Origin of the sequence: Leptospira gomenensis (genome assembly GCF_004770155.1) — a bacterium.
GTDB lineage: Bacteria > Spirochaetota > Leptospiria > Leptospirales > Leptospiraceae > Leptospira > Leptospira gomenensis.
The window spans coordinates 58123-71340 of record NZ_RQFA01000010.1 but is presented as its reverse complement, the minus strand read 5'-3'; the positions used below and the strand labels follow the sequence as shown (position 1 = coordinate 71340).

The window sequence follows — 13218 nt, the reverse complement described above, 5'->3', positions numbered from 1 at the left end:
TCGCATCGGAATCTGCGGAGTGTATCTCCTTATTTTATCGTTGTTAGATTGTTTTCAAAATCGCAGACGATTCGATTTTCAGGAAGCCCCCATTCGATCCGTGATCTTTCGGGACAGAAAATTCGAGATTATGAAACGTTTAGATGCGGAATCGGAAGTCGTGGAATTCAAAAACGCACTATCGCTTTTGGAAACGGATTCCGAAACGGAACAAATGCCGTCCGATCCTGCTTGGACGCATAAGATCGATATTCGATCGGACGAAAATTCTTACGAAGGACGGTGGCTCTATTCCACGAAAACCGGACTGCTGGCCAAGTTGAATTACTCGCTTTCTCCTAAATTTCATTTTAAAGATACGAAACCGTTTCACGACTATTTACGCCGGCTCGGAATATTTCAGTAAACAGCTGTTATACGGTAATACGGTAGGCATACGGTTCGGTGTTCCGACATCAAACGGAAAAAAAACGCCGCTTTTCTAAACCTTTGTATTTCCGTCGTTACGATCGATGTAATGAGAAAAATCTCTTCGACAAAAAGTTTCGGTTCAATGAGACGGACCTACGTTTTGTTTCGTAGTATCACGTCTCAGAAGTTTAAATCCTATTACGTTCTACGTTCCCGAATAAGTCGAATAGGCCTTTGCGAATTTTTTCTTTTTTAAATCCTTACGATCGATCCGAATGTGAAAATGTCCTTCTCCGATTTCGGAATGAAATAGGAGAACTTCAGGATTTTCTTCGATCTTAGGAACGGATTTCTTTCGACCGGATTTGACTTTCTTGTTACCTTCCTCTTCTTCCTCATCGTCGTCGTCCATACGTTCGTCTTCTCCCTGCCAGAACAAAGGTCTTCCGAAAATCCTGAGGCTTGGGTTCCAGGTCGTGAGTTCCGCCTTGAGAAGTTTAGTCAGCTTATTGCACAACTCTTTCGGAAGAATTTTCGCGATCGTCCTATAATCGTAGGCGTCCCCCGCCGCATAAAATAAAAACTTCGGCGAAAAGGAAAGACGGAAGGTCGTGTCTCTGTAATCCTCCAGATGGTATTCCGGTTCGGGAAGGGAATCTTCGTCCGGATAATCGACGACCTTTAGGTCTTGGATCGAACCTTCATAAAATTTTAATACGAAATCGCCTTCGACCGTATCGAAAATATAAAGTATACCTTCGTCCGGAAACAGATCTTCAATATCGTATTTTTTGAATTCGGCGAAATTGAGTTGGGCGAAAAAATACGTTTCTTTCGGCCAGAATTTCGCGTTGGGAAGGTGCGGAAGTCCTTTCATCTTGGACGCGCCGATCGGAATTTTCTTTTCGGGAGTTTCCTTTTCGTCGATGTCGATGAAATAGTGTAACGTTTTGGAAAGAATGGTCGGTGTGACTTTTTCGTCCTCCTTAAAATAAACCGAAGAAAAGCCGTCGTAATACGTTCCTTCGGTGGGAATTTTTTCCAGAAGTCCTTTCGGATACGGATATTCCAGGACGAGTTTTTTTGCTGTAGTGATCGGGTTACTCATAGAATTCCTTTGTCTTTGATTTGTACGATAACGGCCGTTATACGCCGATCGACGTTTTAACAACAGCGTAGTAATCGGGTTCTTGAATTATAAAATCGTAGAAATTTCAGCGATTGCGAAGGCCGGATTTCGAGCGGAGTTTTTTCTTCGATGTGATTTCCGGAAATCGATTCGAGAAATTTCGCGGAAAGGCCCGTTTGTCCGTTCCTTCCGGCCTTCGTGCCTCCGGATGGATGCGCGGAGTTTATGTCGATGGAGGATGTGCAGTGGAGGAACGTTTCGAAAAAACCTTCGGAAACTACGAAAGGAAAGGCCGGCGTTTGACGGATGTGCCGGCCCGAAAAAGCGGAAATTATTCTTGGGGCGTATCTTTGTGATCGGGGACTTTTAGAAACGACTGTAGGAATTCCCCAAAACCCAGCTTATCCAACGCGTCCACGACCATACCGGTATAATTGATCGAGGACTGGAATTTTTCGAACTCCAATCGCACGCGCAATTTCTGGATATGAAGATAAAGTTTTAATTCCTCGAGATTCATATCCGACGGATTCTTTCCTAAAAAGCGATCGCTTCCTTCGAACGGATTCAGATCCGGAAATTCCTTCATGATCCTAATCCTTGACCTTCAGCGAGGAGGAGGCGAGCCACAGAAAGAAAAAGGCGAAGACAAAGCTGACCCCGCCCGTGCCCAAACTCGAAAGAAGAAGATTCCCGCCCGAGATCGTATGGACGAAAAAGAAAAACGCGCCGAGAAAGGATAAGGCGCCTAACGTTAGAAAAAACAAACCCATCTTAAGAAAAACGTAGGCTTGTATTCCCGCTTGAAATCGTTTGATTAGATATTTTTGCCCGTAAAGAAGAAGGGTCTGGAAGTATTCCAAAACCGAATCCACCAGAGTGAGAAAGTGGGACTTGAGATCGTTGCCTCGTTTTGAGGATTCGGAATCGAAAGACTCCGAATTAAAATCCGATTTTTTTTTCTTCGACATCGGTCGTTTACTTTCTACGGATCAGCATTCCGATCAAAAGGCCGACTCCCACGCCGACTCCGAGACCGATCAACGCAGCTTTCTGGGGATTTTCCTTGATATACGCGCCGGTTTCGTCTATGATCTGCTTCGCCTTTTCGGAAGTTTCGCCCGAGATATGTTTGATCTTTTCCTTAAGATCGGAAACGTGCTCCAGATATTCTTCGCGCGCTTTTCCGGTGATACGTTTGGCTTTGTCCTTCAGTGATTCTACTTCTTCGTTCAGGTCGTCCGCTCTGGATGTCATGATTGGTTCCTCTCGGAATCTTTCTACGTTTTATGTCTATGGAATCAACCACTTTCGTTCTTTCGAGAGTAGGTTTTTCTCTCGAATTTTGAGGTCTAATCAAAAGAATGGAAGAATCCGTCGAATCACCGCATCGGAACCGCTCCGAAACGAGGAATGAAAACGGAACGTGCCGGAAAACGTAGGAACCGTCGTTCGACCGACTTATTTAGCGTGCGCGGAATTTCCCGATTCCCTCGCGAATTAAATTGATTCGAAACGGAATTCATCATAAGAAGATCAGGATATAAGTATGACTTGGATCGGCAAAATGTTACGTCTCAGAAGGGGACAAAAACAGAGGATTTTTAATAAGGCGTATCGTCAGGCTCTCAAGCTGATGAAGAAGGAATTTAAGGCGGAACGGGATCGTCATCTTCAGGCGGAGAAGGAGCTGGAAAAATATTATAGAAAAGACGTCGATACGGAAGCCAAAAAAACCAGGAAAAAAATCCAAGAGTTGGATAACTTCAAACTCCTTTTGGAAAGAAGAGAGATGGAATTGGATTCCAAGCTCGTCTTTCTAAACGAACAACTCCAGAAGATCGAGGAGTTAAAGGCAAGAATGGACGGTGCCGTGAATCTTATGGCTCGCGCCGGTTCGCTTTCCAACGGAGCGATTGACGACGCGGAAAAAATCAAACAGACGCTCAAAAAGGTATTTTAAAAAATTCTTATGGAACTTCTCGACCCGAATCTTCTCCAGGAGCGGCTCGCTCCCGGATGGGAGTTGCGTTTTCGGGACCGGGTTCCTTATCTTTTCAAAGTTTATTCCTTCGATCATTATCTTTCCGGGGTGAAATTCGTGTCCGCGTTAGCCGAAATCGCCGAAAAAATGGACCACCATCCGAATATTCTGCTCGGTTACCGAAAAGTTTCGGTGGAAATTTTCACCCATTTCCAACAGGGAATTACGGAATTGGATCTTCGTTTTTCCCAAGCCTGTGAAACCGCGAAAAGCGCGTTTCTCTGATCACAATCCAAAAGTCTAATATTAGAGAAACGAAACGAACCGCTTCCGCGTCGGGAAAATTCTTGGCCCCGCGAAAACGGTTCTGTTCGTATTTGAACGATCTGGACGCGTCAGTTTTTAGTACATCTTGCGCGGAAGGAAATCGTCGTGTCGGGCATCGTTCCGATCATCGGATGCACCGGACAATTGTACGCTTCTATTTCGTAAGCCGTCGCCGAACTTTCGCGAACGGTCGCCTGACAAGTGGATGTCGGGCTGTAGTAACCGCCCGTAACGTCAACGTCCATATGATACGCGCCGGTTCGGTTGAGAACGATCGCGCCGCTCTGGTTGAAGTCAACCTCGTGCACGAACAAGGTGGGATTGGCGCCTCCTTGAAAAAAGCCGATTCCCGTGTTTCCGTCTTCGCAGAATCCGACGGGGAGGGTCGTGGGTTCCTGGTCGCCGATTTTTAAAAGGGCGGTATCGATCGCGGGGGACGGTAATGCGGGGACCGCCGAAGCCTGTGAAATGGCGACTAACGCAAGAATGGAGCTTTCCTGGTTTTCCGATTTCGTTTCGCAAGCCTGAAAAAAGAAAAACGAGGATACTACGAGAAGAATCGAAAAATCTCTCCTGAATCTGTGAACTGATGGCAACATTGTATGGAACCTTCCTATCTGTTGTGCTGTTTTCAAAAAAAGACAACCGAAACCCCGTCGTGTTGCAACGCCGCATTGGAGGTTTATAATTTGAAAACGTAATTTATAAATTTTTTAAAATTCTCTCTGCGAGGAAACTTTTGCAGTCGAAGCGACATTTAAGGAAACAAATTTTTTATTCGTTTAGGGAGTTTGATACCGTAAACGCACCACAAGTCGTAGATCGGGAATCAATTCCCGCGATATGGGAAGCAAATATGCGCTGGCTTTCGTCGCGAAATTACGTTTATCGGAGAAACGGCGCGCGTGAATTTAGGGGGGATCGGATCGCCCTCCGCGTAGGTCGGACAAGCCGAATTTATTAGAAAAACGGAATATTACTTTCGATCATTCTGCGAGGAAAAAGTAAAAAAGAATCTTTCGCCGCAAATACGAAGACCCGACCTCCGAAGATCGAAGTTTGTAGTTTCGAAATCGGTAACCCGAGCAACCAAACCTGGATCGCGGAGAACCTTTCGGACTTCGGACGAAAGAGGCGGGTTCCTAACGTCCAAAAAACGAACTCGTCAAAACAAAATAAAAAACCCGCCGAAGATCGACGGGTTTGGCTTGCCGAAATTTGTTGTACGGGAAAACGATCAATCCGGAATTACGATATTGTCGTAGTTGTCCGTAAATCGATATCCGATTCCCCAGATGGTTTCGATCCATTCCGGTTGTGCGGAATTTTTTTCGAGTTTGGAACGAATTCTTTTTACGTGGGAATCGATCATACGTTCAAACCCGTCCCATTCCATTCCCCAAACCGCTTCTAAAATCATTTCTCTGGAAAAAACCTTTCCGGGAGAGGCGGCCATCAGTTGTAGGATATCGAATTCCTTTCTCGAAATGTTGACGATATTGTCCTTTAAAGTGACTCTTCTGCGGACCGGATCGATTTTGAGAGAACCGCGGATGATTTCACCGCTCGCACCAACGTTCGGTTTGATTCCGGCTTTTTTGTCCCATCTTCGGAAGAACACGTCCACTCTTGTCTTGAGTTCTCGAACGGAAAAGGGTTTTGTGATGTAATCATCCGCGCCCAATTCCAGTCCCATAATTCTGTCGATTTCCTCGTTTCTCGCGGTGACGATGAAAATGGGAGTGTTTTCGTCGTTGCGACGTACGGTTCGACACACTTCGATGCCGTCCACGTCGGGAAGGGAAAGATCTAAGATAACCATGTCCGGATGATTGGCTTTGTAGAATTTTAAACCTTCTTCTCCGCTAGTTTGCAGAGTTGTGGAATAATGCGCCGAATCTAAGGATTTGCGGATCAAATTTCCGATATCCGGATCGTCTTCAATGACTAAAATTGTTTTCATAAGCAAGCCCCCGAGTGAGATTAGAGGATAAATTTACCTTATCTGCAACAGATAAAACCGATGAAATGTTAATAAAGGAAAATTTTTTATTAGACACAATTTTACCAGATTCTTATGCACTTTTATAGTTCGATCCGATCGAATTCTCCGGCGAAGGATGATAAAACTGTGAATTATGTATTTTTGCAATCGAATCGACTCAAATTTCCGAAATGTGTAAAACCGAATGAACGTACAACCGACGACATATCCTCTTACCTGGGCCATTCTTTCCGTGAACGAAGACGGACTTGATACGGAATCCGTGACGCGGACCCTGGACCTCAAACCCGATTTTAGTACACCCCGGGTCGCCACCGATCGGGAGGGAAAAGCCCTCGGCTTCGGACATTGGCAGTTGCATTCCACGTTGGACGCTCATGCTCCTTTGGAGGAACATATCCTGCAGATTTTGGAGAAGGTGCTTCCTTCGCGGCATAAGGTGAAGGAGTTCGCCTCCCGACATTCTCTTTGTATGTACGTTTCTGTGGAATTTTCCGATCTTTCCCGGAAGGAAACGGAGATATCTCCGCGCCTGCTTTTGCTTTTGGGGAATTTGGGAATCAAGCTGGTCTTTCAACCTTGGCAACGGGAAGAAAAACGGAGAAGATCAGAAGATTAAAAGAACTTTATCCAGCCGGTAAAAACGAATGAGTTTTTTGAACGAGGGGCTCGCGCCCGACAAAACCAAGGTTCGATTTTTCAACCGCAGATCCAACGCAAAGCCTAGAATTTTCATAGCCACGGGCAACGGTAGAAGTTTCACTCCTCCGAGATCGAGTTTGACGTGGGCGCTCGATTGATAGAACGCGAGAGCGAACACGGATTTTAATTCGCCGAACGACGATTCGTCGAAAGAGGCGTTTAACGGAATGATCTCCGTGGATTGACGGCTGCGTCTGATTTCGAAATGTTCGAATCTGCGGACCGGTTCCATTGCGAGACATACTCCCGCGATTTCGAAACGAAAGCAAGAGGAAATTAAAAGGCGAACATGAACGAACTGAGCCGAGAGATTCTGATCGAACGATCCAAGTTTCTATCCGTGATACGGAATTTTTTCCGAGAACGCGGATATCTCGAGACGGACACTCCTTGTCTGAAATCCGTACCTTCTATGGAACCGTATTTGGATCCGTTTCTCGTCCGTTCTCCGGGAGATCGGGAGCGGGGATATCTCATAACGTCTCCGGAATATTCCCTGAAGGAAATTCTTTCCAAGGGCCTGGAAAGAATATACGAAATTACGCATACGTTTCGTTCGGGCGAGGAAGGAAGTCCGTATCACAGCGCGGAGTTTCTAATGCTCGAATTCTATACCGTAGGAATGAAACTCGAAGGTCTGATGGATTTTTGCACCGAACTTTTGGAGCGTCTATTTTCCGAGTTCCGCGATTTCGAGTTCGATTCCGCGCGAGTGAATCGCTGGAGCGTCTCGGATGCGCTCGCAAACTTCGCCGGTTGCGGAACTTCGAAACAGGAATTGGATCGTGTCGTCAACGAAAGGAGATTGAGTTCGATTCCCGCCGAACAGAGAACATACGAAGATTCGTTTTTTCTCGTATTCTTAAATCTTGTGGAAGCCAATCTTCCGAAAAAGGAATTCACTTTCGTTTACGGTTATCCGTCCGAACTCGCGGCGCTTTCCAAAATCCGGGACGGAGTTGCGCGCCGGTTCGAACTGTATTACGGAAATCTGGAATTGGGAAACGCCTTCGAAGAATTGACCGACCCGGAGGAACAACTTTCCCGATTCTCGGCGGAACAGGATTTGAGAAAACGTCTGGGGAAGGAAATTTTTCCCGTGGACCAAGGCCTGCAACGCGCGTTGGAGGAAGGGATTCCGGATTGTTGCGGGATTTCGATCGGTTTGGATCGTTTGTTTCTTACGACGCTCGGAGGAAATTCTCTTCGGGAAATCAGCCCGTACTACGGGAAGTTTTAGGTTTCATTTTTCGGCGGAAAGCGTCAAAAACCGTGAGTTATCGGTTGTTTGCAGCCGAACTTATAATTAGATAAGAAAACTTTGGTTGCAGGGATTGAATTCTTCCGTAAACCTAGGTGCGGCGGGGACCATGGCAAAAAAAGAAAACTATTACGTTACGATCAAGGGTAAAAAATACGACCGAGAGTTGATTCAACTTGCGGAAGAATTTACTGCAGAGCGACGCGACGGTAGAATTTCGGTAAACGACGCGAAGCAGCTTTTAAAGGCCGTCAAAGATAACAACAGTTATACGGAAATCGAAAAACAAACGATCGAATACATCCGGGAAAATTATAAATTTACCGACAAATCGGATGTATGGTTTCGTACGGAAATTCGGAAATGGGCCGCCAAACGGGTTCAGGAAACCAAAAAGAAATCCTCTTCCGCTTCCCCGTCGGAGTCCATCGTCGTGGACGACAACGAAGCGCCCGATACGAACTTCCCCGAAAGTTGGGGTGAGGACAAGGGAAGTATCTACGAAACCCCCGCCAAAGACTACACGAATTATATCCCTACGCCCTCCGCAAAACCGCATACGAAAAAGGATCGAACCGTTCCCATTTTGATCTTTTTGTCCGGAGTTTTGATTTTGGTCGGTTTGATTTATTTTTTTTGGACCTTGTTCTCTTCCGAAAAGGAAACCCTTTCGGTTCCGGTAGCGATCCGAAAGGTCGCGAAGGATTCCGAAACATCCAAACTTGGTCGGGACGTTTCGACGGGGGAAATTGCGAATCAATCCGGAAATTCCGGAACGACCTCTGCTTCGAAAAACGACAAAAACACCGAAACAGAAACGAAGGATTCTTCCGGCAAAACCTCCGCCGCATCTTCGACGGAAAAAGTGGGAACTCCTACGAAACCGGAATCCGGGTCTTCGGCCCAAGGTTTGAACCGAGAAAAAAAATCCCCGTTCTCCTGGTTCGCCAAGGAGAATTCCGAAACTCTTTCCTCCAATCCTAAATTTCGCGCGGTCGAATCCGAGCCGATTCGTTTTGAAAAAAACAGCATTCAGGTTCATAAGGAATCGAGACCAAATCTCAACCTACTTTCCCGTTGGATGCGGGAAGACGCTTCGCTGCGGGTGAAAATTTTCGGCCATACTTCCTTAGAAGGATCCGAAGCCGCCAATCAAAAAGTTTCCCAACTGCGTGCGGAAATGGTTCGGGATTATCTCGTAGGAAACGGAATTTCCGCCGATCGATTCGAGATCATTCCCAAAGGGGCGAGCGTTCCGGTCGCGGACGATTCCAAAGAGGACGGAAAGGAAAAAAACAGAAGAGTGGAACTTAGGATCCGGAACTGATTCCAAACGTTTCGGCGTTCCGAAAGGTCTGCGTTTTGTGCGGCAACGGAAATACTCGGGAGAATTCGAATCGTTTGTAGGAATTCCGACATTCGGATAAAAGTGTTTTTTCCGTTCCCTTTGGAAAAATCCTATACAAACTAAATGCTCGCAAGAGCATGATTTTATAACTTGTCCCATTCTTTCGATGAACTAAAAGGACAGTGTTTTGGAGTGATCCGATTTTTTCGGAGAAGGAAATCCAAACGTTCCCTCCGATCTAGGATTCTTCGCAAAACTCGCGGTTCCCGATAAGCGAAAAAAACGATCCGTTTCCCGCGCTCCGGCTTGCACGGTTTGTCTTGTCGTAGTTCCGACGGCGGATCCTGGACAGGTTCATTCATCAACGGAGAACACAATGGCATTCGATATAGAAATGATTCGCGCCCGATATTCCAAGATCGGGGATCTGGTTACAAAAGCGAGAAACGTCGTTGGAAGACCGCTCACTCTTACCGAAAAAATCCTTTATTCTCATTTATGGGACGGAGAACCGACGACCGCTTACGAAAAAGGAAAATCGTATGTGGACTTCGCTCCGGACCGGGTCGCGATGCAGGACGCAACGGCGCAGATGGCTCTTTTACAATTTATGTCCGCGGGCAGGGATAAGGTTGCGGTTCCTTCCACCGTTCACTGCGATCATTTAATCCAAGCAAAAGACGGCGCCGCGGAAGATTTAAAAACCGCAAACGATGTAAACAAGGAAGTCTACGATTTTCTTTCCTCCGTTTCGAACAAATACGGAATCGGATTTTGGAAACCCGGCGCCGGAATCATTCACCAAGTGGTTTTGGAAAACTACGCGTTTCCAGGCGGAATGATGATCGGAACCGATTCTCACACCGTAAACGCGGGGGGCTTGGGTATGATCGCGATCGGAGTCGGCGGCGCGGACGCAGTGGACGTGATGGCGGGTATGGCTTGGGAATTGAAATTCCCGAAACTGATCGGAGTCAAACTCACCGGTAAACTTTCCGGCTGGGCTTCCGCAAAAGACATCATCTTAAAAGTGGCCGGAATCCTTACCGTAAAAGGTGGAACCGGTGCCATCGTGGAATACTTCGGCGAAGGAGCGGAAAGTCTTTCCTGTACGGGAAAGGGAACGATTTGTAATATGGGCGCCGAAATCGGAGCGACCACTTCCGTATTCGGTTATGATCAAAGTATGAGAGATTATCTCTTAAACACGAACCGCAAAGACGTCGCGGAATTGGCGGATAAAATCGCGGAACACTTAAACGGAGACAAGGAAGTTTACGCGGATCCTTCGAAGTATTTCGACCAAGTCATCGAGATCAACTTGTCCGAGCTCGAGCCTTACATCAACGGACCGTTTACTCCCGATCTCGCGACCCCTCTTTCCAAATTCAAGGAAGCGGTCCAAAAGAACAATTGGCCCACAAACTTGGAAGTGGGGCTGATCGGTTCCTGCACGAACTCTTCTTACGAGGACATCACTCGGGCCGCGTCCGTTGCGAAACAAGCTGCGGAAAAAAATCTCGAAGTAAAAGCGGAATACACCGTGACTCCCGGTTCCGAGATGATCCGTTATACGATCGATCGGGACGGTTTGATCAAAACTTTTTCCGATATCGGCGGCGTGGTTCTCGCGAACGCATGCGGTCCTTGTATCGGTCAGTGGAGCCGTCAGACGAAGGATCCCGAAAGAAAGAACTCCATCATCACTTCGTTTAACAGAAATTTTGCGAAACGGAACGACGGTCTTGCGGGGACACACGCGTTCGTCGCCTCACCCGAAATCGTGACCGCATTCGCGATCGCCGGCAAGTTGGATTTTAATCCGATTACCGATTCCCTCAAAACCAAGGACGGTAAAGAAGTGAAACTCGATCCTCCCACCGGATTGGATTTTCCTCCGAAAGGGTTCGACGTGAAGGATGCGGGCTTTATCGCTCCTGCGGCCGACGGTTCCAAAGTCAACGTCGCGGTCGATCCTAAGTCGGATCGTCTGCAACTTCTTTCTCCGTTTACTCCTTGGGAAGGAAGCGATCTCAAAGGTCTGAAACTTTTGATCAAAGCAAAAGGAAAGTGTACTACGGATCATATCTCCATGGCCGGCCCTTGGTTGAAATACAGGGGTCACTTGGACAATATCTCCAACAACCTGTTGATCGGTGCGGTCAACGCGTTCAACGAGAAAACCAACGAAGTGAAGAATCAACTTTCCGGAGCCTACGAACCCGTTCCCCAAACGGCGAGAGCGTACAAAGCCAAGGGGATCGGATCGATCGTGGTCGGAGACGAAAACTACGGAGAAGGTTCTTCCAGAGAACACGCTGCGATGGAACCGAGACATCTCGGCGCGAGAGCGGTCCTTGTAAAATCCTTCGCGAGGATTCACGAAACCAACCTGAAAAAACAAGGAATGCTCGCGCTTACGTTCGCGGACAAAGCGGATTACGATAAGATTCAGGAAGAAGATTCGATCGATATTCTCGGTCTGACTTCGTTCCAGGAAGGAGTTCCTTTGACTCTTGTATTACACCACAAGGACGGTTCTTCGCAAGAGATCAAAGTGAATCATACGTTCAACGCGCAGCAGATCGCTTGGTTTAAAGCGGGAAGCGCACTGAATCTGATCAGCGAAGAACAAAGGAAAAAAGGTTAACCCGTTTTTGAGTCGAGCGTTTTTTGCTCGTCGGAATTGCGACAATCCCGGCAAGAAAATTATTCTTGAGAATATTATGATTTTCTGATAAGGGAATTTGCCGGGGTTTCCCGCCGCCACACCCCTCCACCCGAATCGGGGTGGGGCGCGTTTTACGGGGAAGTTTGTCGTAATTCCGCGGGGGGCTTTTGATTGCGGCGTTTCCCTCGTTTGAAAGAATTTCGTATTTTTTTGATCGGAACAAGAGTGAATTCGGGTCTCTTTGTATACGTTTGCGGTTTTCACGATTGTTCGATTCGAATTAAGAACGAGAGGATATCCGGAAGCGAAACGTTGTTTATAGTATGATTGTGTGAATCTCGAAATGGAAGCCGATCCACGTTGACTATCGTTGTCGATATTGTTCATTTTGGAAAAACAGACGGTAAATAAATGTTTTCTACGCTCAAGTATGCTACTTTTCTTTTTTTGACGGGTTGTGTGATTGTCGGATCGAAAAATCATTTCGTGCGCGGCACCGGATTGGATCGTGCGTCTTTCGATTTTGATTGTCCGCGTGAGAGGATCGAGGTGGTCGAAGTCGGCGGCGGAGTGGGAGTAATCGCATGCGGTAAAAAGGGTGCTTATATTTATTCTCCGTCTTCGAGGGCTTGGATTCTGAACTCTCCGTCGAATACGTCTTATTCACAGGAAATTAAATGAGTAGTCGAGGCGCCCCATTTTCGGAGATCTTGATTCCCTATTGTTCAAATATTGCTTTAAAAAAGTAGAATTTACTAATGTGTTTTTTCTAATTTTGCTTTCTGAGCCCGCCCCGAACGTAAGGACTAATCCGGTTTATATGTTGAAATACGAGTGGCTACCGCTTTGTGCCGGAGAAAGATTAAGTTCAGGCGCACATTCGTAATCATTCTATCTTTTTATTGAAAAACCCGATTTAGCGAAGTCGAAGAATCTTCAGACGGCCTTTTTTGGCGAACGTAAACTTCGATCCAATTTTCCTGCTGATTCTGGGTGAATTTAACAACGAACTGAGGCCACTCCGTTTCATCCCGAACGCCACAGTAAATTTTACGTTCTCCTTCCCTCCGTGCAACTTCGGTTCTTACATGTAGTTCGTATAAACGCACGCGCTGATCGCCGCTCTCCCACAACAGAACTTTTGACTTTACACGTAGTTCGTATAAACGCCGGGGCTGATCGCACTCTCCCACAACAGAACTCTCGACTTTACATGTAGTTCGTATAAACGCCGGGCTGAACACCACTCTCTCACAACAGAACTCTCGACTTTACACGTAGTTCGTATAAACGCACGCGCTGAACGTAGCGTTGCGACATTCCTGGTTCCCGTTCAAGTTGTGTTTAAGTTCCTAGTGCAAAAACGCTTCGGGAACACAA

At 46.7% G+C, this 13218-nt stretch carries 15 protein-coding genes; 8 read left to right on the top strand and 7 right to left on the bottom strand.

The window, feature by feature from the left end; translation table 11 throughout:
- Window positions 1–130 precede the first annotated feature (130 nt).
- Entirely contained in the window at window positions 131–406 is a 276-nt protein-coding gene (locus EHQ17_RS01545) for a hypothetical protein (protein WP_246057314.1), read from the top strand.
- 210 nt (window positions 407–616) lie between these two features.
- On the opposite strand, the gene EHQ17_RS01540 is transcribed toward EHQ17_RS01545, so the two are convergent.
- The 4 genes from EHQ17_RS01540 to EHQ17_RS01525 all read right to left on the bottom strand — a co-directional run bounded on the left by EHQ17_RS01540 (window position 617) and on the right by EHQ17_RS01525 (window position 2797).
- A complete protein-coding gene (locus tag EHQ17_RS01540; protein ID WP_135591873.1) occupies window positions 617–1519 on the bottom strand; it encodes a DUF1963 domain-containing protein in 903 nt (300 codons plus the stop codon).
- 352 nt (window positions 1520–1871) lie between these two features.
- Complete coding sequence (locus EHQ17_RS01535) at window positions 1872–2129, bottom strand: hypothetical protein (RefSeq protein WP_135591875.1); 258 nt, start codon at window positions 2127–2129, stop codon at window positions 1872–1874.
- A 4-nt stretch (window positions 2130–2133) separates the two neighbouring features.
- Complete coding sequence (locus EHQ17_RS01530) at window positions 2134–2511, bottom strand: LBF_4227 family protein (protein WP_135591877.1); 378 nt, start codon at window positions 2509–2511, stop codon at window positions 2134–2136.
- Window positions 2512–2518: 7 nt separating this feature from the next.
- Window positions 2519–2797: a DUF883 family protein gene (locus EHQ17_RS01525; RefSeq protein WP_135591879.1), complete on the bottom strand. Its 279-nt coding sequence runs from the start codon at window positions 2795–2797 to the stop codon at window positions 2519–2521.
- A gap of 292 nt (window positions 2798–3089) precedes the next feature.
- Here EHQ17_RS01525 and EHQ17_RS01520 point away from each other — a divergent pair, with 292 nt between their 5' ends.
- Together EHQ17_RS01520 and EHQ17_RS01515 are read left to right on the top strand one after the other, a co-directional pair.
- On the top strand, window positions 3090–3503 hold the full coding sequence (locus tag EHQ17_RS01520; protein WP_135591881.1) for a hypothetical protein: 414 nt from the start codon (window positions 3090–3092) through the stop codon (window positions 3501–3503).
- A gap of 9 nt (window positions 3504–3512) precedes the next feature.
- On the top strand, window positions 3513–3809 hold the full coding sequence (locus EHQ17_RS01515) for a 4a-hydroxytetrahydrobiopterin dehydratase (RefSeq protein ID WP_135591883.1): 297 nt from the start codon (window positions 3513–3515) through the stop codon (window positions 3807–3809).
- A 110-nt stretch (window positions 3810–3919) separates the two neighbouring features.
- Here the strand turns inward: EHQ17_RS01515 and EHQ17_RS01510 are convergent, their stop codons facing one another.
- Together EHQ17_RS01510 and EHQ17_RS01505 are read right to left on the bottom strand one after the other, a co-directional pair.
- A complete protein-coding gene (locus EHQ17_RS01510) occupies window positions 3920–4450 on the bottom strand; it encodes a hypothetical protein (RefSeq protein WP_135591885.1) in 531 nt (176 codons plus the stop codon).
- Between the two features lie 638 nt (window positions 4451–5088).
- Window positions 5089–5814: a response regulator transcription factor gene (locus tag EHQ17_RS01505; protein ID WP_100745692.1), complete on the bottom strand. Its 726-nt coding sequence runs from the start codon at window positions 5812–5814 to the stop codon at window positions 5089–5091.
- Window positions 5815–6040: 226 nt separating this feature from the next.
- Between EHQ17_RS01505 and EHQ17_RS01500 the strand changes: the two genes are divergently transcribed.
- The gene (locus EHQ17_RS01500; protein ID WP_135591887.1) at window positions 6041–6475 is read left to right on the top strand and encodes a DUF4279 domain-containing protein; all 435 of its coding nucleotides are present in this window, start codon (window positions 6041–6043) and stop codon (window positions 6473–6475) included.
- On the opposite strand, the gene EHQ17_RS01495 is transcribed toward EHQ17_RS01500, so the two are convergent.
- Window positions 6464–6790 (bottom strand): STAS domain-containing protein, encoded by a 327-nt coding sequence (locus EHQ17_RS01495; protein ID WP_135591889.1) that lies wholly within the window; start codon window positions 6788–6790, stop codon window positions 6464–6466. The two genes, EHQ17_RS01500 and EHQ17_RS01495, sit on opposite strands and share 12 nt — an antisense overlap.
- A 57-nt stretch (window positions 6791–6847) precedes the next feature.
- Here EHQ17_RS01495 and epmA point away from each other — a divergent pair, with 57 nt between their 5' ends.
- The 4 genes from epmA to EHQ17_RS01475 all read left to right on the top strand — a co-directional run bounded on the left by epmA (window position 6848) and on the right by EHQ17_RS01475 (window position 12519).
- Window positions 6848–7798, top strand: coding sequence for an EF-P lysine aminoacylase EpmA (gene epmA / locus EHQ17_RS01490; protein ID WP_135591891.1), 951 nt, complete (start codon window positions 6848–6850; stop codon window positions 7796–7798).
- Window positions 7799–7928: 130 nt separating this feature from the next.
- Window positions 7929–9146, top strand: coding sequence for an OmpA family protein (locus EHQ17_RS01485; protein ID WP_210412886.1), 1218 nt, complete (start codon window positions 7929–7931; stop codon window positions 9144–9146).
- A 397-nt stretch (window positions 9147–9543) separates the two neighbouring features.
- Entirely contained in the window at window positions 9544–11817 is a 2274-nt protein-coding gene (locus EHQ17_RS01480) for an aconitate hydratase (RefSeq protein ID WP_135591895.1), read from the top strand.
- Window positions 11818–12249: 432 nt separating this feature from the next.
- Window positions 12250–12519, top strand: a complete 270-nt coding sequence (locus tag EHQ17_RS01475) for a hypothetical protein (RefSeq protein WP_135591897.1) — start codon at window positions 12250–12252, stop codon at window positions 12517–12519.
- The last annotated feature ends 699 nt before the right edge of the window (window positions 12520–13218 follow it).